Raw genomic sequence first — 16,523 nt, 5'->3', positions numbered from 1 at the left:
ACGGTAGTACCGTGCCCCGGACTCCCGCGACCGCCACGGCGAGGCAACGGTTGCTCTCGGCCGCCGCCGAGCTGTTCTACGAGTCGGGCATCGCCGCGACGGGCGTCGACGCCGTGCTGCAGCGGGCCGGCGTCTCCCCGGCCACCATGTACGCGCACTTCGCCGGCAAGGACGCCCTCGTCGCCGCCTACCTGGAGGAGCGGCACAACCGGTGGCGCGCCGTCTGGGACGAGGTCCTCGCCGAGCGCGGCAGCCCCCGCGACCGGCTGCTGTCCGTTTTCGACGCGCTCACCCGGTTCCGGGACAGGACGGGTGACCGCCGGGGGTGCGGTTTCCTGGCCGCCGCGACGGAGCTACCGGCCGACCACCCCGGCCAGGTCTGGCTGGCCGCCGACACGGCCCTGCTCGCCCACCGGCTGCAGGACCTCGCGACCGCCGCGGGCGTCGACCGGCCGGCGGAGCTCGCCGCGGAGCTGCTGGTGCTCTACGACGGCGCACTGGCCGGGCTCGCCCGGCGGGCGACCACCCCCGGCCCGGTCGTCGACGACCCCCTCGGCCGCGCCCGCGCCACCGCGCAGCTGGTCCTGGACACCCGGCTCCCCGACCGGTGACCCGCCGATGGCCGATCGCCCGCGGGACGCGGAGAGGGGCGGCCCCGGAGTCCGGGACCGCCCCTCTCGTGCGTGCGAGGTGCGTCAGCGGGTCGAGCAGGTGAGGTGGGCGAAGCCCTCCTCCGCGGCCTCGAACGGGTTGTAGCTCGGGTCGCCGAAGCGGGGGTCGTGCTCGACGACGTAGTACCGGGTGCTGCCACCGGCGGCCCGGAAGATGGACGCGAAGTCGATGTCACCGCGGCCGACGATCTCGATCCGCCGGTCCAGCCCCTCGTTCAGGTCCTTGACGTGGAACAGCCGGATCCGGTTGCCGTACTCCTGGATCACGTCGATCGGGTCGGTGCCGGCGTAGACGACCCAGTACAGGTCGAGCTGCGACAGCACGTGCCGCCGCTCGGTGTGCTGCATGAGGATGTCGAAGGCGGAGCGATCACCGAAGGTGGTCTCGAACTCCCAGTTGTGGTTGTGGACCATCAGCCACTGGCCGGCCTTGCGGGCCTGCTCGCCGACCTGGTCGAGGTACTCGGCGTAGGCGGTCCACTCTGCCTCGGTCGTGTACTCCCGCGGCGTCGCCCCGGACCCGAAGTACTTCACGCCCAGCACGCGGTTCTCCGCGAGGATCTGGTCGATGTCCGCGGGCGCCCCCGGGGTGCCGACGTCGACGTGCCGCGCCGGGGCCTGGAGCCGGTACTTCCGGAGGAGCTCCGCGTACTGCTCGGCCGTCATCCCGCTCAGGGTGAACGGTTCGACGTTCCGGTACCCCATCTCGCTGAGGCTGCGGAGCACCTCCTCGTGCCGCGCCTGGGCGGCCGCATCGGTGCCGAAGCCGATGTACTCGGCGAACGTCCACAGCTGGATCGACACCATGCGGGCCGGCACGGGCCGGCCGACGCACGAGGACTCCCCGTGCTCCTCGGCGGCCGGCGGCGCCGCGCTCGCCGTGCCGACCAGGCCGAGGAACAACAGGGAGGACAGGGCGGCGAACAGCGCGGCCCGCAGGGCGTGGCGCAGGTTTCTCTTCACGAGCGGGAATCCTCTCGGGGTGGGGTGGCGATCACGGGCCGTCGACCGCAGGCCACCCCCACCCGTGCCGTTGGCTGCCGGGCCCCGGGGGCGCCCGGCCGTCGCGGGTGGATCCGCGCCTGCGCCGAGGTCTGTGTGCTGCGCCACAGAAGCTAGCAACACTTCTGCGCAACCGACAACGCAAGTGCGATCAGGCCTGGTCGGATGTCCAGGCCGGCCTCCACACGCCGGTGGGCGCACCGCCGACCAGCGAGGCGCGGCACGATGGGGCCCATGAGCACCCCGCCGACGCGCTCGCGTGCGTTCTCCGCCCTGGCGGGCGGGGCCACCACCGCGCTGTGGTACGCGACACCCGACCTCATCCCGTCCCGCACCGCCCGGGGCTGGGCGAAGGCCGCGATCCTGGCCGCCTCCCTCACCGCCTCCACCCCCGACCTGCGCGCGGCACGGGCCGCGGTGCGGGACGTCCGCGACGAGGTGCGCCCCGGGGAGCTCCTCCGCCCACTGCCCGCCACGCGCAAGGCCGCGCTCGCCGGGATCGCGGCCACGGCGCTGGCCGGCTCGGTCGCCGGCGTGCTCGCCGGCGAGCGGTGGGCCTTCCGCCGCGGGGAGGCGCGGGCCGCCGCCGGCAAGCGGTGGCCGCACGCGGGCCCGGCACTGCTCTACGGCGCGCTGGCGAGCACGCTCTGGCTCACCCCTCCCCCGCCGCCGACCACGGACGCCGGCAGCGAGGACCGCCCACCCGCCTGACCGACCCCTGACCCGGCGCGCCACCGGCCCGCCCGGCGGTGCGGCGTCAGCCGAGCCGGCGCTCGCGCTCCTCGGGCCACCGGGCCACGGCGTCGGCCAGCACCTCGTGCAGGAACGCGAGGAACTCGCGGGTCTCGGCGAGCCGTCGCCCACCCGGCCGCTCGGTACCGAGCAGCTCGATGCCCGAGGCGACGATGTCCTGGAACCGATGCAGGGCCTGCAGCTCGGCGGTGACGAACCGGGTCCAGAGGTGGGCGTCGTCCAAGACGTACAGGTCGCTGCGCGTCCCGGGCTCCCGCTCGCGCACCAGGAAACCGATCTGCACCAGCTGGCGGACCGCCCCGCTGATGGCCGCGGGGCTGACCTGCAGACCGTCGGCCAGCTCGGCGGCCGTGTACCGGTCGGCGTCGTCGGCCAGCGCGTAGGCGAAGACCCGCGCCGGCATGGGCTGCATGCCCGACTCGCGCAGCACCAGCGCGAAGCGCTCCACGAAGCGCAGGAGCGTCGCCCGCTCGGCGTCGGTGTTCCCGGCGACCGTCACGCCGTCCACGGTACCCGACGCGTCGGCCGATCAATGACCTTCACAACTTCCTGAAACTTCTGTAGCTTCGCTGGCATGACTGCGATCTCCGTCTCGGGGCTGGTCAAGACCTTCGGGACCACCCGAGCGCTCGACGGCCTCGACCTGGAGGTGGTGACCGGTGAGGTGCACGGCTTCCTGGGACCCAACGGCTCCGGGAAGTCCACCACCATCCGCGTGCTGCTCGGCCTGCTGCGGCCCGACTCCGGCAGCGTCCGGCTGCTGGACGGCGACCCCTGGCGGGATGCCGTGGCGCTGCACCGCCGGCTGGCCTACGTGCCCGGGGACGTCACGCTCTGGCCGAACATCTCCGGCGGCGAGTCGATCGACCTCCTCGGCCGCCTGCGCGGAGGTCTGGACCCGCGCCGCCGCGCCGAGCTGCTGGACCGGTTCGACCTCGATCCGCGCAAGAAGGCGCGCACCTACTCCAAGGGGAACCGGCAGAAGGTCGCCCTGGTCGCCGCGCTGGCCTCGGACGCCGAGCTGCTCGTGCTCGACGAGCCGACCTCGGGCCTCGACCCGCTGATGGAGGCGGTGTTCCAGGAGTGCATCCGCGAGGTCCGCGCCGAGGGCCGCACCGTCCTGCTCTCCAGCCACATCCTGGCCGAGGCCGAAGCGCTGTGCGACCGGGTGAGCATCATCCGCCACGGCCGGACGGTGCAGAGCGGCAGCCTCGCCGAGCTGCGGCACCTCACCCGTACCGCCGTCACGGCCGAGACGGTCCGCCCGGCCACCGGCTTGGAGTCCCTCGCGGGCGTCCACGACGTGCGGCGCGACGACGGCCGGCTGCGCTTCGACGTCGACACCGAGGCCCTGGACGGCGCTCTGCGCCACCTCATCGGCTTCGGCGTCGTCAGCCTGACCAGCACACCGCCGACGCTGGAGGAGCTCTTCCTGCGCCACTACGGCGACGAGCTCGCCGAGGACGGCGCCGTCGTGCGGGAGCCGGTGCGGTCGTGAGCACGCAGCTGTCCGAGGCCCCCGCCCGGCCCGCCGCCCCCGCGCGGCGCAGCCGGGCCTCGACCACCGCCGGCACCGCCGCGCTGTTCCGCTTCGCGTTGCGCCGGGACCGCCTCCGCCTGCCGGTCTGGGTCGCGGCCGGCACGGCCATGGTCGCGCTGCAGTCGGTGTCGAGCCAGTCGTTCTACGACACCCCCGGGGCGCTGGCCGCCTACCGCGCCTCCGTCGGGAGCAACGCCGCCACCATCGCGCTGGCCGGGCCCCCGGTGGGGCTGGACACCGTGGCCGGGGCGGTCGCGTTCGAGATCTCCGCGACGGTGATGCTGATCGCGGCGCTGATGGCGATGTTCACGGTCACCCGGCACACCCGCGCCGACGAGGAGGCCGGGAGGACCGAGCTGGTCCGCTCCGCGCGGGTCGGCCGGCACGCGCCCCTGCTGGCCGCCGTCCTGCTGTCGGCGCTCGCCTGCGCCGCCCTGGCCGTGGCCGTGGGAGCCGCCGCCACGGCGACCGGCCTGCCGACGCCCGGCTCCTTCGTCCTCGGCGCCTCCTTCGGCGCCTGCGGGCTGTTCTTCACCGGCCTCACCGCCGTGGCCGTGCAGGTCACCGGGCACACCCGCTCGGTGTACGGAGTCGTGGGCGGCGCCTTCGCCGTGTTCTTCGTGCTCCGCGCGATCGGCGACATCGAGGGCAACGGGCTGGTGTGGACCTCGCCCGTCGGCTGGGCGCAGGCCGCCCACCCCTTCTCGGGGAACGACCTCCTGCCCTTGCTGCTGTGCCTCGTGGCGGCCGTCGGGCTGACCGTGACGGCGATCGCCCTGCTGGACCGGCGTGACCTGGGTGCCGGCCTGACCCAGCCGAGGCCGGGTCGTGCCGGGGCTGCGCGTTCCCTCCGCTCCCCGCTGGGGCTCGCCGTCCGGCTGCAGCGCGGCGCCTTCCTCGCCTGGGCGCTGGGGCTCGCGCTGCTCGGCGTGGTCTACGGCGCGCTGGCGGACTCCGTGGAGACGCTCATCGCCGGCAACGAGCAGGCGCTGGCGGTGTTCGGCGACCCGGACGTCGGCGAGCTCGTCGACGCCTACCTCGCCACCACGTTCAGCATCACCGCGCTGCTCGCGGCGGCCTACGCCGTCTCGTCGGTGCTGCGCGCCCGCACCGAGGAGTCCGACCAGCGCGCCGAGCCGGTGCTGGCCACGGCGACCAGCCGGTCGGCCTGGCTGGGCGGCCACGTCGCCGTCGCGCTCGCGGGCTCCGCCCTGGCCATGACGGCGTCCGGCGTCAGCACCGGCGTGGTCCGCGTCCTGCAGACCGGTGAGGCGGCCGCCCTGGGCCGGATGGTGGGCGCCGCCGTGGCCTACGTCCCTGCCGTCTGGGTGGTCGCCGGCCTCGCCGTGGCGCTGTTCGGCCTGCTCCCCCGCCTGGTGACCGCGCTGTCCTGGGCCGCCGTGGGGCTGTTCCTGGTGATCACGATGTTCGCCGGGTCGTTCGACTGGCCCGGCTGGGTGAGCGACCTCTCCCCCGTCGGCTGGGTGCCACTCATGCCGCTGGAGCCGTGGACCGCCGGCCCCGTCCTGGTGCTCACCGGCATCGCCGCCGCCCTGCTCGCCGCCGGGTTCGCGGGGTTCGGCCGCCGCGACCTGGCGACCGGCTGACCACGCGCACCCCAGAACTAGGGGTCGGCCGACCCCACGGACGTGTCTGCCCGGCCGCCGCCGCGCTGGCGACGCTGGTCCTGCAACGGACCGCAGGGCCCGGATCACGCATGGAGGCGATGAGGGTGCAGGACTCCCAGGCTGCAGGCGGCGGGTGCCCGTTCAGCGGGGCCGGCCAGGACCGGGGGGTGGGTCGCCGCGGCTTCCTCGCCGGTGCGCTGGCGGTGGCGGTCGCGCCCGTCGTCGGCGGCGTCGGGGGGGCACGCGCCGAGGTCACGACCACCGACCCCGTCACCGACCCGGCCGCCCCCGCACCGGTGACCGAAGGCCCCGCCGAGACCGCCGCGCACGCCGTCGGTGACCCGCGGGGCGCGGAGGTCGCCGCCCGGATCGACCGGAACCTCGAGGCCCGCTTCGGGCTCATGTTCAAGGACCTGCCGCCGTTCGCCCCGACCGACGGGCTCCTGCGCGGCCTCGCGGCGAGCATGAACGACGGCAAGGCGCCGCTGTCCGACGTCAGGGACAGCGACGTCGCCTTCGACAACCCGGGCATCCCGGCCGGCTACATCTACTTCGGCCAGTTCGTCGACCACGACATGACCCTGGACAAGACGCCGCTGACCCACCGGCTGCAGGACCCCATGGCCATGCGCAACTACGACACCCCGTGGTTCGACCTGGGCAGCGTCTACGGCAAGGGCATCAAGGGCAGCCCCCAGCTCTACGACCCCGAGCGCTACGGCTACCTGCGGCTCTGGGAGCACGACGGCCTGGTGGACCTGCCGCGCGACGACGTCGGGGCCGCCCACCTCGGGGACCCGCGCAACGACGAGAACCTCATCGTCGCCCAGCTGCACACGGTGTTCATCCGGCTGCACAACTCCTTCATGGACCAGGGCATGACCTACGCCCAGGCGCAGCGGCAGACCCGGTGGCACTACCAGTGGCTGATCGTCAACGACTACCTGCCGCGCATCGTCGGCAAGCCGGTCGTGAGCAGCCTCATCAAGCGCGACTACACGATCAAGTTCCTCGGCACCCTCTACAAGCCCGAGCACCCCGAGAACCCGTACATGCCGATCGAGTACTCGGGCGCGGCCTACCGGTTCGGGCACAGCATGATCCGCGCCGAGTACGAGATGCAGGACGGCCACACCGTGCCGATCTTCGGGGCCGACGGCTACGAGGACCTGCGCGGCAACCGGCCGATCCCGGCCAACCTGTGGTGCGACTGGAACTACTTCTTCGACATCCCCGGCCTCGAGCCGCCGGACGACCGCAACATGGCCCGACGCATCGACACCCAGCTGTCGCTGCCGCTGTTCACCCTGCCCTCCACCGTCGTGGCGCCCACCAGCAAGGCGATCGTCGCCCTCGCCGAGCGCAACCTGCTGCGCGGCAAGCGGCTGGGCCTGCCCTGCGGCCAGGACGTCGCCACCGCCATGGGCATCACCCCGCTCACCAACGAGGAGCTCGGGCTCAAGCAGCCGGGCTGGGGCGGCAAGGCCCCCCTCTGGTACTACGTGCTCAAGGAGGCCGAGCTCCTCAAGGGCGGCCGCATGCTCGGCCCGGTCGGCGGCCGGATCGTCGCCGAGACGATCCTCGGCATCATGGCCCTGGACCCGGACTCCTACTTCAACCGCCGGTCGTCCTTCCAGTGGCAGGAGAAGAAGACGGTCGGCGACCTGATCCTCCTCGCCGGCGCGCTCGACCCCCGGTCGCGCATCGTCCAGCCCGAGGACGAGGTCGAGGAGACCGGCCCCCTCCTGCTGGAGCCCGACGAGGAGATCAACCCGGACGCGACCTCCCCGGTCGGCTCGGAGAACCTCCTCACCCCCTGAGCCCGGGATCACCCGGCCGGCCGGCCGGAGCCCCGGCCGGCCGGACGGTTCAGCGGCGGCGCAGCGCCTGCGCGACCGTGACCGCCCCGGCGGCCAGCAGCAGCCCGGCGAGGACGCCCACGGCGACGCTCTGGGCCAGCGAGCCGTTCGCCCGCGCCTCCGGCAGCTCCGCCGCACTGCTGACGTAGGCGAGCGCACGGGGGTCTGCCATCACGCGGAGGTCGACGTCCAGGCTGGAGATCTGCGTGTTCAGCCGGCGCAACTCCGACTCCACGGGGTCCAGCTCGGTGCCCAGCGTCCGCTGGATCGCCAGCCGCTGGTTGAGCAGCCGGGAGAGCTCGACCGGGTCGGTCTCCACCGCCACCGCCTCGTCCAGGGCGGCGACCGGCTGGAGGATCTCCTGCTGCCGGGCCCGCAGCGCGTCGCGGTCGGCGACCAGGAGGTCCCGCAGCTCGGTGGTCTCGGCCACGTCCTCGGCCAGCCGGACCGCCACGTAGGTCTCCGCCCAGGTCTGCGCGGCCTCCTGGGCCGCCTCCGGCCCGTCGGCCTCGGCGGCGAAGACGAGGGCGCTCGAGTCGGGCGCGGCGCGCACCTCCACCTCGGCGTCCTCGCCCGCGGCCTCGGCGGCGAGCCGCTGGAAGGCGTCGCTCTGGACGTAGACGAGCTCCGCCTGGGGCGAGCGGATCAGCGCGCCGGCCGAGGTGCCCCCGGTCCGCGGGAACAGCTGCCGGCTGTCCTCCGTCCGCACCAGCACCTCCGCCTCCGACCGGTACACCGGGTCGATGACGTAGAGGGATCCCACCGACGCCCCGAGGACCAGGAGGAAGGTCAGCAGCGCCAGCCACCACCATCGCCGCAGGGCCGCGAGGTTCTCGCGCAGGCCCGGCCCGTCGTCGGGCGAGGTGTCTCGGGCGTGGGCGCCGTGCGCCCGTTCCGCGGACGCATGCGACGCGCCGTCACCAGCAGTCTCCAGCACGCCCGCCAACGTAGCGGGGCGTTCCCGGTTCCGGAGGTCACAGGATGATCAGGATTTCCAGGTGGTGAACGACGGGCCGAGGAGACGGGCGAGCTCCGCGTCGGGCGCGGCGAACCGCTCCCGCAGCCGGGCCTCGGTCTCCGGCGACATCGGCGGGACCGGGCCACGGCCCTCGTTCAGCCGGTTCACCAGCCGCCGGGTCCGGTAGAGCGCCCGGCTCGGCACGTAGCGGGAGGCGAGCGAGCGCAGCGGATTCCCCGGCTGCTGGACGGCGAAGACCAGCCGGGCCAGCCGCGGTGAGCGCGGGACGCGCCCCTCGTTGTGCTCCCGCACGACGGACGGCTCGTGCGGCGGGAGCCCGGCGAGGGCGAACAGCTCCGCCGTGATGCGCCCGGCGTCCTGGCGCATCCGGCCCGAGGGGTAGATGCGCAACCGCTCGGGCGGCACGAGCTCCAGCAGGTTCCGCACGTGCGGCGCGTAGATGCCGTCCCCGACGTACTGCAGGTCACGCGCGAGCGGCGGCGAGCTCACCGGCCGGGCCGCCTCGCGCGCCAGCCCCTCCTCGAACGTGGGTGCGTCCTCCCACCCGCGCAGCCGCGCGTACCGGTAGTGCGAGTAGGCCCGCGGCACCGGGTCCCGCAGCACGGCCACGACGACGGCCGACGTGGACCCGGCGATCCGGCGCAGCGACTCGGGGTCGTACATCGCCATGGTGTGCTTGGCGACCACCGGGCCGTCGTCGGGCGACGGGTCGAAGTACTTCCGCAGCGCGAACTCCCAGCCGCGCGCGAACTCCTCCGGCCGTCCGAAGAAAGGCATCTCCGGGTGCACGTGGGTGCGCAGCCGGGGGTGGTCGGCCAGGTGGTGCAGCAGCGCCGTCGAACCGCTCTTCGGCGCACCGACGACCACCAGCGCGAGTTCCCCGGGCATGCCGGGAGACTAGGGCAGAACTCCTCCTGCGCAGCGCTTTCCTGGGTTAGCCTGCCGGCTCCCGTGCCACGCACGGTCAATCGAGGCCCGGAGGCGGACAGCTGGCTCCCTCCGCCGACGCGAAGGAGCGGAGTTGATCGTCCCGCTGCTGGCCGTCGCGGCGTCCGCCGTCGTGTGGTGCGGGGTGTACCGGCGGCTGGTGGGGCACCCGCTCGACCCGGTGGCGCTCACGCTCTACTACGTCGCGCTGCTCCTGCTGTGGCGCCCGTTCACGATCGCGGCCGGGCTGGACACCCCCTTCCCCACCGAGGTGTTCGCCGGGCGGGACGTGGGTGGCCTGGTCGTGGGGGCGCAGGCGGCGGTCGTGGTGTGGCTCCTGGCCATGCTCGTGGGCGCCCGCTGGATGACGCCGCTGGTGCGGCCGGCCACCCTGCTGTTCCCCCGGCAGCGCAGTTCGCTGGCCCCCCACGTGGTGCTCGCTCTGGCCGTCGCGCTGAGCATCGCGGCCCTGGCGGCCACCGCCGTGCTCTGGGCCCGCTACGGCGGCCCCACCGGCCTCATCCAGGTCTCCAAGGTCGACCGCAGCATCGCCGAGAGCCGGGCGCTGCGCGCGCTGCCGCTCATGGGGGCGCTCGCGTCCGTCGCGGCGTTCTGGACGGTCCCGCGGCGGGCGTACGGCCGGCGGCTGGTGGCCCTCGGCCTGGTCGCGCTCAATGGCTACGTCAACTTCACCTGGGGCGCCCGCGACGTGCAGGTCGTCTCCCTGGTGGCCCTCGTCGCGGGCTCCCTCCTCTTCGGGCGGCGGATGCGCGGCCGGGCCACCGACACGCGGGGGCTGGGGTGGGTGCGCGACCCGCTGTGGCGGCGCCGCCTGCTGCTGGTCGCGGCCACCGCGCTCGGCGCGGCGTTCCTCCTCCGGCTCGCCCGTGACACGGCCCTGTGGGGTGCCGCGGCACCCAGCATCGAGGGGCAGGGGCCGCTGCGGGCGTTCGCCGTCGCCACGAACAACACGCTCTACGACACGCTGCTGCTGATCCTCGACGACTGGCCCGACCGGCAGCCCTTCCAGGGCGGGCGCGACTTCGTCGACGCCGCGGTGGCGGCGATCCCCTCGGCGCTCGCCGGCGCGCAGGAGCCCTTCGTCTCCCCCGCCGTCCGGGTCGCCCAGACCTACGTGGAGCGCAACAACGGCTTCCCCGCGACCGCCGTCGGGGACTGGTACCTCAACCTCGGCTGGGTCGGCATCGTGCTGGGCGGGCTGCTGAGCGGGATCCTCGCCCGCGCCGCCCAGGTGGCTCTGCACCGCTTCCGGGAGGACCCGCTGGTCTGGGGGTTCAGCCTGGTCTTCATGCTCCGGATCTTCCCCGGCGGGGTGTGGGTCACCTCGCTGCCGCGGTGGGTGGCGATCGGCCTCCCGCTCGTCGCCCTCGCGTTCGCCCTGGACCTGCTGCGGCGGCGCCCGGCGCGCGTTCCCGGTCCCGCGCCCGGCGCCGCGGACCGGCCGGGCCCTGGCGGCACGCCGACCGGCAGGTCGCCGGTGCCGGCACCCCCGTGAGCCGGTCCCGTGGCCGGCACGTGGCCGTCGCGCCGCCGGGCCGGCTGCGACGGGACGTCGTCCTGGTGGCGGCGGGGCAGGTCGGCGCCGTCCTCAGCGCCTTCCTGTTCACCGTCGTCGGAGCCCGGCTGCTCACCCCGGCGGGCTTCGGCGCGCTCTCGTGGGCGCTGAGCTGGCTGGCGTTCCTCGCCGTGCTGGGCCAGTGGGGCCTCACCCAGGTCGCGACCGTGACGCTGGCCCGGCAGGACGGCGGTGACGCGACGACGGTGGTGCGCCGGCTGCTCCTCGCCCAGGGGGCAGGGGTCGGCGCGGTCGCCCTTCTCTGGTGGCTCGGGATCGGGCCGCTCGCCGCGGCCGCCGGCACGCCGACCGGGGTGTACGCGCCGCTGGTCGCGCTGGTGGCCCTGTGGCTGCCGGCGGCGGCGGTGGGGCCGGTGGTGGTCAACGCGCTGCGGGCCCGCGGCCGGTTCGGGTGGGCGCTGGTCTTCGGCGAGCACGTCCGGCGGCTGCTCCTCGTCGGCCTGATCGCGGGTACGGCATCGACCGGCATCCCGCTGGCGACCGTGCTCTGGTGGGCGGTGGCCGCGGAGTCCGCCGTCAACGGGGCCGCGGTGCTGGTCCTCCTCCGCGTCGCCGGGACCGACCCCGGCGGGAGCGGCCCGGTCGCCTCGCCCTGGTCGCTGCTGCGCCTGGGGAGCGCCTTCACGGTGGCCACGCTGACCTCCGCGGCGGTGCCGCAGGCCGGGGTCTGGCTGCTCGCCGTCTTTGCGCCGGTCGCGGAGGTCGCCGTCCTCTCGGTGGCCGTCCGGGTGGCGCTGCTGCTGCTCGCCCCCGCCGCGATCGGCATGCGCACCCTGGCGCCGCGGATCGCGGCCGCGCACGAGCGCGGGCGCCTGCCCGCGCTCGAGGGCACGATCCGCCGCTTCACGCTCTGGACGACCGCGGTCACCGCCGCCGGGGTCCTGGCGCTGGCCGCCACCGGCCGCTGGCTGCTCCCCGCGGTGTTCGGCGAGGGCTACGGCGCGGCGTTGGGCCCCACGCTGATCATCTCGGCCGGCGCCCTCGTCAACGCCTGGACCGGCCCGTGCTCGGTGCTGCTGTCCCACGCCGGCCACCAGCGCACCGTCGCCCTCAGCTCGGCGCTGGCCGCGCTGGCCTTCTTCGGCCTGTCGGTGTGCCTGGCCCCGTTCTGGGGCGCGTCGGGGGTCGCCACCGCCGCCGCCGTGGCCATGTGCACCCGCAACCTGCGCCTGGCCCGCACCGCCCGGCGGGCGCTGGGCGTGACCACCGTTCCCGAGCTGCCCCGGAGGGCGAGATGACGACGACGCCGCTGGGCCCGCAGTTCCTGGTCATCGGCGCGGCCCGGTCGGGCACCACGGCGCTCTACCAGCACCTGGTGGAGCACCCGGACCTGTTCCTGACGACCCCCAAGGAACCGCACTACTTCGCGCTCGCCGGCACCAGACCAGCGTTCACCGGCCCAGGAGACCGGCAGACGATCAACCGGCTGGCGGTCACCGACCCGGAGCGGTACCGGGCGCTGTACCGGGACGCCCGTCCCGGCCAGCTGCGCGGCGAGGCGTCGGTCTCGACGCTGTACTACCCGGAGGCGGTCACCCGCCTGCGCGCGGAGGCACCGGACGCGCGCCTGGTCTGCATGCTCCGCGACCCGGCCGACCGCGCCTTCTCCGCCTACGGCTTCATGCGGACCCGTGGCTGGGAGCCGTGCCAGACGTTCGAGGAGGCGCTCGCCGACGAGGAGCGCCGCATCCGCGCGGGCTGGCACCACATCTGGCACTACGCCGCCATGGGCCGGTACGGCGAGCAGCTCCGCCACGTCCTGGATGTCTTCCCCCGAGAGCAGCTGCTGGTCCTGCGCTACGAGGAGATGGTGGCCGACGGGGCGGCTGTGCTGGCGCGGGTGCACGCATTTCTCGGCGTGCCGGTGCTCCCGCCCACCGTGGAGCCGGACCCGCACCGCTCCGGCGAGCCGCGGAACAGGTTCCTCAGTCGCGTCGTGAGCACCCACCACCCGCTGAAGAAGGTGGTGTCGCCGCTGGTCCCCCGGCCGCTGCGCCGGCGGCTGCGACGCCAGATCGTGCGCCGGAACGTCGTCCGCACGACCTACGGCGAGCAGACCCGGCGGGCGCTGGTGGCCCGCTTCGACACGGACATCGCCGAGGTCGAGCGGCTCACCGGGTTCGACCTCTCGGCCTGGCGCAGCCCCGAGCGGCCGGCGGACCGCTCGTGACCGGGCCGGCCGGGCACGTGCACATGACCCTGCGGCTGCCCGACCGCACGGGAGCAGCCCGGATGGCGCTCGGTTTCGGGCGCGCGCTGCGTGACGCCGGCTTCGACCTGACGCTGCTGCACGGCCCCGTCCCCGTGGACGGGCCGAGCATCCTGCCGGACTTCACCGCGATGGGCGCCACGACCGTGCTGGAGCCGCGGCTGGACCGCCCGTGGGAGCCCCGGCTGGTGCCTGCCCTGGCCGACCGGGTCCGCCGGGACGCCGGCCGGTGCGTCATCGGCGTCAACCAGCGCGACCGGTCGCCGGCGCTGCTGGCCGCTGCCCGCGCCGGCGTGCCCGGTGTCCTCATGGTGGGCAACCAGCACCACTTCTGGGGCCCGCGCCCGGTCGCCGCGCTCAAGCGGCGCAGCTACCGCGCCGTCGTCGCCGCGCGGACGACCCTGGCCGTGTGCACGTCCCCCGTCGTCCGGGACGAGATGATCGCCTTCGGCGTCCCGCCGGACCGCGCGGTGGTGCTGCCCAACGGCATCCCGGTGCCGCCGCCGGTAGAGCTCCCCGCGGCCGAGCGGGCGCGGCTGCGCGCCGAGCTGGGCGCGCGCGAGGACGAGCTGCTGCTGCTGAACGTCGGGCGGCTGGACCCGCAGAAGGGCCAGGACGTGCTGCTGGCAGCGCTCGCCCGCCCGCCGGGCGTCCCGCCGGTGCACGTCGCCCTCGTGGGGTCGGCGCGGGGCGCCGGCCGCCCCACGACGGGCTTCGAGGCCGGCCTGCGCCGGGCCGTCCGCGACCACGGGCTCGGCGGCGCGGTGACCTTCCTCGGCTGGCGGGACGACGTCGACCGGCTCCTCGCGGCGTCCGACGGGTACCTGCACGCGGCCCGGTGGGAGGGACCGGCACTCCCGCTCGCGGTGATGGAGGCGATGGCCGCGTGCCGGCCCACCGTCTTCACCGACTGCTCGGGCGCGCCGCCGGAGTTCGCCGACGGGCGGGACGGGCTGCTGGCCCGCGCCGGTGACCCCGGCTCGCTCCGCCGGCGCATCGACGAGCTCGTCGCGATGAGCCCGGCGCAGCGGGCGGAGATGGCGGCGCAGGGGGCGCGGTTGGTCCGCGAGCACTACTCGCTGGAGCAGTGCGGGCGCGCGTTCGTGCAGCTCATCCGGGACGTCGTCGAGCGAGCGGGGTCCTGAATCCGCGCCGCCGGGAGCGGGCCAGCAGCTCCTCGTAGAGCCGCACGTGCGCCCCGACCATGCGTTCGGGGGTGAACTGCTCGAGGAATCGGCGCCGCCCGGCCGCACCGAGCCGGGCGGCGAGCTCCGGATCGGTGAGCACCCGGACCAGGTCGCGCGCCAGGGCCGCGACGTCCCCCGCCGGCGAGAGCAGCCCCGTCTCCCCGTGGACGACGACCTCCGGGATGCCTTCGACGGCGAAGCCGACCACGGGCCGGGCCGCCGCCATCGCCTCCAGGTTCACGATCCCGAACGCCTCCCACCGCGAGGGCAGGGCGAGGACGTCGATCGCCCGCACCACGTCGGCGAGGTCGTGCCGCCAGCCCGTGAAGTGGACGCTGTCCGCCACGCCGAGCTCGGCGGCGAGCGCCTCGCACTCCGCACGCCGGGTGCCGTCACCGACGACGACGACGTGTGCCCGGGGGACCTGCGCGACCAGGGCGGGAACCGCGCGCACCAGCAGGTCGACGCCCTTCTGGTCCTCGATCCGGCCGACGAGGGCCACCAGCAGCGCGTCCTGCGGCAGGCCGAGCTCCTCGCGCAGCCGGGCGCGGTCGGCTGCCGAGGCGTCCCCGACGGCCATCCGGCTGGAGTAGTGGATCACCGTCACCGCCCCCGGCCGGAGGACGCGGGTGCGGACGCCGACGTCGCGGATGAAGCGCGAGCCCGCGACGTGGTGGGTCGTGATCAGGCCCAGCGCCCGCTCGACCGCCCGGAACAGCGAGCGCTTCGGCTGCGGCACGCCGGCGTGCCCGGCGTAGGCGTGCAGCATGTGCACCCGCACCGGTGTGCCCGCCGACCACGCGGCCAACCGGCCCATCGCACCCGCCACCGAGGTGTGCGTGTGGACGACGTCGTAGCGGTGCCGCCGGATGTGCGCCCGGATGCGCAGGAACTGGCGGAGCAGCTCGACCGGACCGTCCGGGGTCGCCTGCTTGAAGTGGCCACTGCCGTGCGCGGGCGCGTAGTCGAGCACCGGCAGCCCGCAGGCGCGGATCTCGTCGTCCAGCGGGCCGCCGCCGGAGAGCGCGATCGCCACGTCGAACCGCTCCGGCGGCAGGGCGGTCGCCAGCTGCAGCAGGTGCTCGGCCGAGCCCCCGACGGTGATGCCGGTCAGCTGCAGCACCTTGATCCGGGGCACCGGTCCGCTGCCGCGGGCCGCTCCGCTCACGACCGCCCCCGGACGTGGGCGGCGGTCGGCCACACCGCCAGCCGCCGGCCGAGCAGGTCCTGCAGGTCCGCGACGTCACCGGCGAGGGCATCGGCCAGCCGGGCCCGGGTCGCGGGGGCCGGTGTCGCCGGCCCCAGGTTCGCCGCGCGGACCCGCTCCCGCTGGCGCTGCGGCACCGCCGCGGTGACCAGGCGTCGCAGGGCCGGGGATCGGCGCAGCACGTTCTGGGCGGCGGTGACCGCGCGGCTGCGCGGCAGGCCTGCGGAGTTCACCCTGCGGGTCGGGTCGATCTCCGCCGACGGGTCCACCTCCAGGAACTCCAGCACCCGCCGCAGCTGGCCGGCCGGGTCCGCGGCGAACTCCTCCTGGACGACGACGAGCAGCCGGTCGCCGAACGCGGCGGCGAACGGTGCGAGCTGCCCGGTGTAGCGGCTGAGCCGGGTCAGCTGCCACATGTGGCTCCACCCGGCCTCCGTGCGCTCCTCCTCGGCGGTCAGGCACTCCTCGAAGGTGCCGGCGTCGTAGCCGCGCGAGCGCAGGTACAGCCAGCTGGAGAACGCCCGGTCGACCGGGTCCCGGAGCATGACCACCAGCCGGCAGCCGGGGGCGCAGCACCTCTCGACGGCGGGGATCGCAGTGGCGGGGTGGGCCAGCGTGGTCACCGACCCCTCGCCGAGGCGCCGCTCGGACCGCCCGTCGAACAGCGCGCGCCAGGCCGCCTCGTCGCGCACCGCGGTCCGGTTGACCAGGTCGTCGTCCCCGAGGCCGGTGAAGCGGGGGGCGCCGCCGGGGAAGGCGAGGAAGTGGGGTTCCTTCGGGCTGGACACGAAGACGTCCGGGTGCTCGCCCAGGAAGGAGGTGAGCGCCGTCGTCCCGCTGCGCGCTGCACCGATGACCAGGAAGTTCGCGGCTGCCGCCATCGTGGGGATGCTAGCGGCGCGGACCCGGGAGCGGATCTGCCGCGTACCCCCCGCTTTGGGGGGTGGGCGGCCCCCACGGGTGG

General features: G+C 75.1%; 15 protein-coding genes. 9 read left to right on the top strand and 6 right to left on the bottom strand.

What is annotated here, in order from left to right; all coding sequences use genetic code 11:
• Nucleotides 1-11 precede the first annotated feature (11 nt).
• A complete protein-coding gene (locus tag ACI79W_RS03655; RefSeq protein ID WP_456560713.1) occupies nt 12-611 on the top strand; it encodes a TetR/AcrR family transcriptional regulator in 600 nt (199 codons plus the stop codon).
• Nucleotides 612-695: 84 nt separating this feature from the next.
• Here ACI79W_RS03655 and ACI79W_RS03650 read toward each other — a convergent pair whose 3' ends face one another.
• On the bottom strand, nt 696-1,634 hold the full coding sequence (locus tag ACI79W_RS03650; RefSeq protein WP_456560712.1) for a sugar phosphate isomerase/epimerase family protein: 939 nt from the start codon (nt 1,632-1,634) through the stop codon (nt 696-698).
• Between the two features lie 273 nt (nt 1,635-1,907).
• On the opposite strand from ACI79W_RS03650, the gene ACI79W_RS03645 reads away from it, so the two are divergent.
• Entirely contained in the window at nt 1,908-2,384 is a 477-nt protein-coding gene (locus tag ACI79W_RS03645) for a hypothetical protein (protein ID WP_456560711.1), read from the top strand.
• Between the two features lie 46 nt (nt 2,385-2,430).
• Here ACI79W_RS03645 and ACI79W_RS03640 read toward each other — a convergent pair whose 3' ends face one another.
• Nucleotides 2,431-2,925 carry a GbsR/MarR family transcriptional regulator gene (locus tag ACI79W_RS03640; protein ID WP_456560710.1) on the bottom strand — a complete coding sequence of 165 codons (495 nt, stop codon included), beginning with the start codon at nt 2,923-2,925 and terminating at the stop codon, nt 2,431-2,433.
• 75 nt (nt 2,926-3,000) lie between these two features.
• Between ACI79W_RS03640 and ACI79W_RS03635 the strand changes: the two genes are divergently transcribed.
• The 3 genes from ACI79W_RS03635 (at nt 3,001) to ACI79W_RS03625 (ending at nt 7,414) form a co-directional block, all read left to right on the top strand.
• Complete coding sequence (locus ACI79W_RS03635; RefSeq protein WP_456560709.1) at nt 3,001-3,924, top strand: ATP-binding cassette domain-containing protein; 924 nt, start codon at nt 3,001-3,003, stop codon at nt 3,922-3,924.
• Nucleotides 3,921-5,573, top strand: coding sequence for an ABC transporter permease (locus ACI79W_RS03630; RefSeq protein WP_456560708.1), 1,653 nt, complete (start codon nt 3,921-3,923; stop codon nt 5,571-5,573). Before ACI79W_RS03635 ends, ACI79W_RS03630 begins: the two co-directional genes overlap by 4 nt.
• A 110-nt stretch (nt 5,574-5,683) precedes the next feature.
• On the top strand, nt 5,684-7,414 hold the full coding sequence (locus tag ACI79W_RS03625) for a peroxidase family protein (protein ID WP_456560707.1): 1,731 nt from the start codon (nt 5,684-5,686) through the stop codon (nt 7,412-7,414).
• A gap of 49 nt (nt 7,415-7,463) precedes the next feature.
• Here ACI79W_RS03625 and ACI79W_RS03620 read toward each other — a convergent pair whose 3' ends face one another.
• Both ACI79W_RS03620 and ACI79W_RS03615 read right to left on the bottom strand, forming a co-directional pair.
• Nucleotides 7,464-8,390, bottom strand: coding sequence for a hypothetical protein (locus ACI79W_RS03620; RefSeq protein WP_456560706.1), 927 nt, complete (start codon nt 8,388-8,390; stop codon nt 7,464-7,466).
• Between the two features lie 48 nt (nt 8,391-8,438).
• Nucleotides 8,439-9,320 carry a sulfotransferase domain-containing protein gene (locus ACI79W_RS03615; RefSeq protein ID WP_456560705.1) on the bottom strand — a complete coding sequence of 294 codons (882 nt, stop codon included), beginning with the start codon at nt 9,318-9,320 and terminating at the stop codon, nt 8,439-8,441.
• Nucleotides 9,321-9,453: 133 nt separating this feature from the next.
• Between ACI79W_RS03615 and ACI79W_RS03610 the strand changes: the two genes are divergently transcribed.
• The 4 genes from ACI79W_RS03610 to ACI79W_RS03595 are packed head-to-tail and all read left to right on the top strand — an operon-like array spanning nt 9,454 to nt 14,310.
• Nucleotides 9,454-10,875, top strand: coding sequence for an O-antigen polymerase (locus ACI79W_RS03610; RefSeq protein WP_456560704.1), 1,422 nt, complete (start codon nt 9,454-9,456; stop codon nt 10,873-10,875).
• On the top strand, nt 10,872-12,194 hold the full coding sequence (locus ACI79W_RS03605; protein WP_456560703.1) for a lipopolysaccharide biosynthesis protein: 1,323 nt from the start codon (nt 10,872-10,874) through the stop codon (nt 12,192-12,194). The genes ACI79W_RS03610 and ACI79W_RS03605 overlap by 4 nt, the downstream gene beginning before the upstream one ends.
• Nucleotides 12,191-13,126 (top strand): sulfotransferase family protein, encoded by a 936-nt coding sequence (locus ACI79W_RS03600; protein ID WP_456560702.1) that lies wholly within the window; start codon nt 12,191-12,193, stop codon nt 13,124-13,126. Before ACI79W_RS03605 ends, ACI79W_RS03600 begins: the two co-directional genes overlap by 4 nt.
• The gene (locus tag ACI79W_RS03595) at nt 13,123-14,310 is read left to right on the top strand and encodes a glycosyltransferase family 4 protein (protein ID WP_456560701.1); all 1,188 of its coding nucleotides are present in this window, start codon (nt 13,123-13,125) and stop codon (nt 14,308-14,310) included. The genes ACI79W_RS03600 and ACI79W_RS03595 overlap by 4 nt, the downstream gene beginning before the upstream one ends.
• Here the strand turns inward: ACI79W_RS03595 and ACI79W_RS03590 are convergent.
• Nucleotides 14,276-15,520, bottom strand: a complete 1,245-nt coding sequence (locus tag ACI79W_RS03590) for a glycosyltransferase (protein ID WP_456560700.1) — start codon at nt 15,518-15,520, stop codon at nt 14,276-14,278. The genes ACI79W_RS03595 and ACI79W_RS03590 overlap by 35 nt on opposite strands.
• The gene (locus ACI79W_RS03585) at nt 15,517-16,440 is read right to left on the bottom strand and encodes a sulfotransferase family protein (protein ID WP_456560699.1); all 924 of its coding nucleotides are present in this window, start codon (nt 16,438-16,440) and stop codon (nt 15,517-15,519) included. The genes ACI79W_RS03590 and ACI79W_RS03585 overlap by 4 nt, the downstream gene beginning before the upstream one ends.
• Nucleotides 16,441-16,523: the final 83 nt, after the last annotated feature.

The organism is Blastococcus sp. SYSU DS0533 (assembly GCF_054050775.1).
Note: the sequence above shows the minus strand (reverse complement) of the source record. Positions and strands in the feature narration are given on the sequence as shown.

Coding starts and splice junctions, on each gene's coding strand:
- ACI79W_RS03645 (WP_456560711.1), top strand. CDS start 1,908: ATGAGCACCCCGCCGACGCGCTCGCGTGCGTTCTCCGCCCTGGCGGGC.
- ACI79W_RS03635 (WP_456560709.1), top strand. CDS start 3,001: ATGACTGCGATCTCCGTCTCGGGGCTGGTCAAGACCTTCGGGACCACC.
- ACI79W_RS03625 (WP_456560707.1), top strand. CDS start 5,684: ATGGAGGCGATGAGGGTGCAGGACTCCCAGGCTGCAGGCGGCGGGTGC.
- ACI79W_RS03615 (WP_456560705.1), bottom strand. CDS start 9,320: ATGCCCGGGGAACTCGCGCTGGTGGTCGTCGGTGCGCCGAAGAGCGGT.
- ACI79W_RS03600 (WP_456560702.1), top strand. CDS start 12,191: ATGACGACGACGCCGCTGGGCCCGCAGTTCCTGGTCATCGGCGCGGCC.
- ACI79W_RS03585 (WP_456560699.1), bottom strand. CDS start 16,440: ATGGCGGCAGCCGCGAACTTCCTGGTCATCGGTGCAGCGCGCAGCGGG.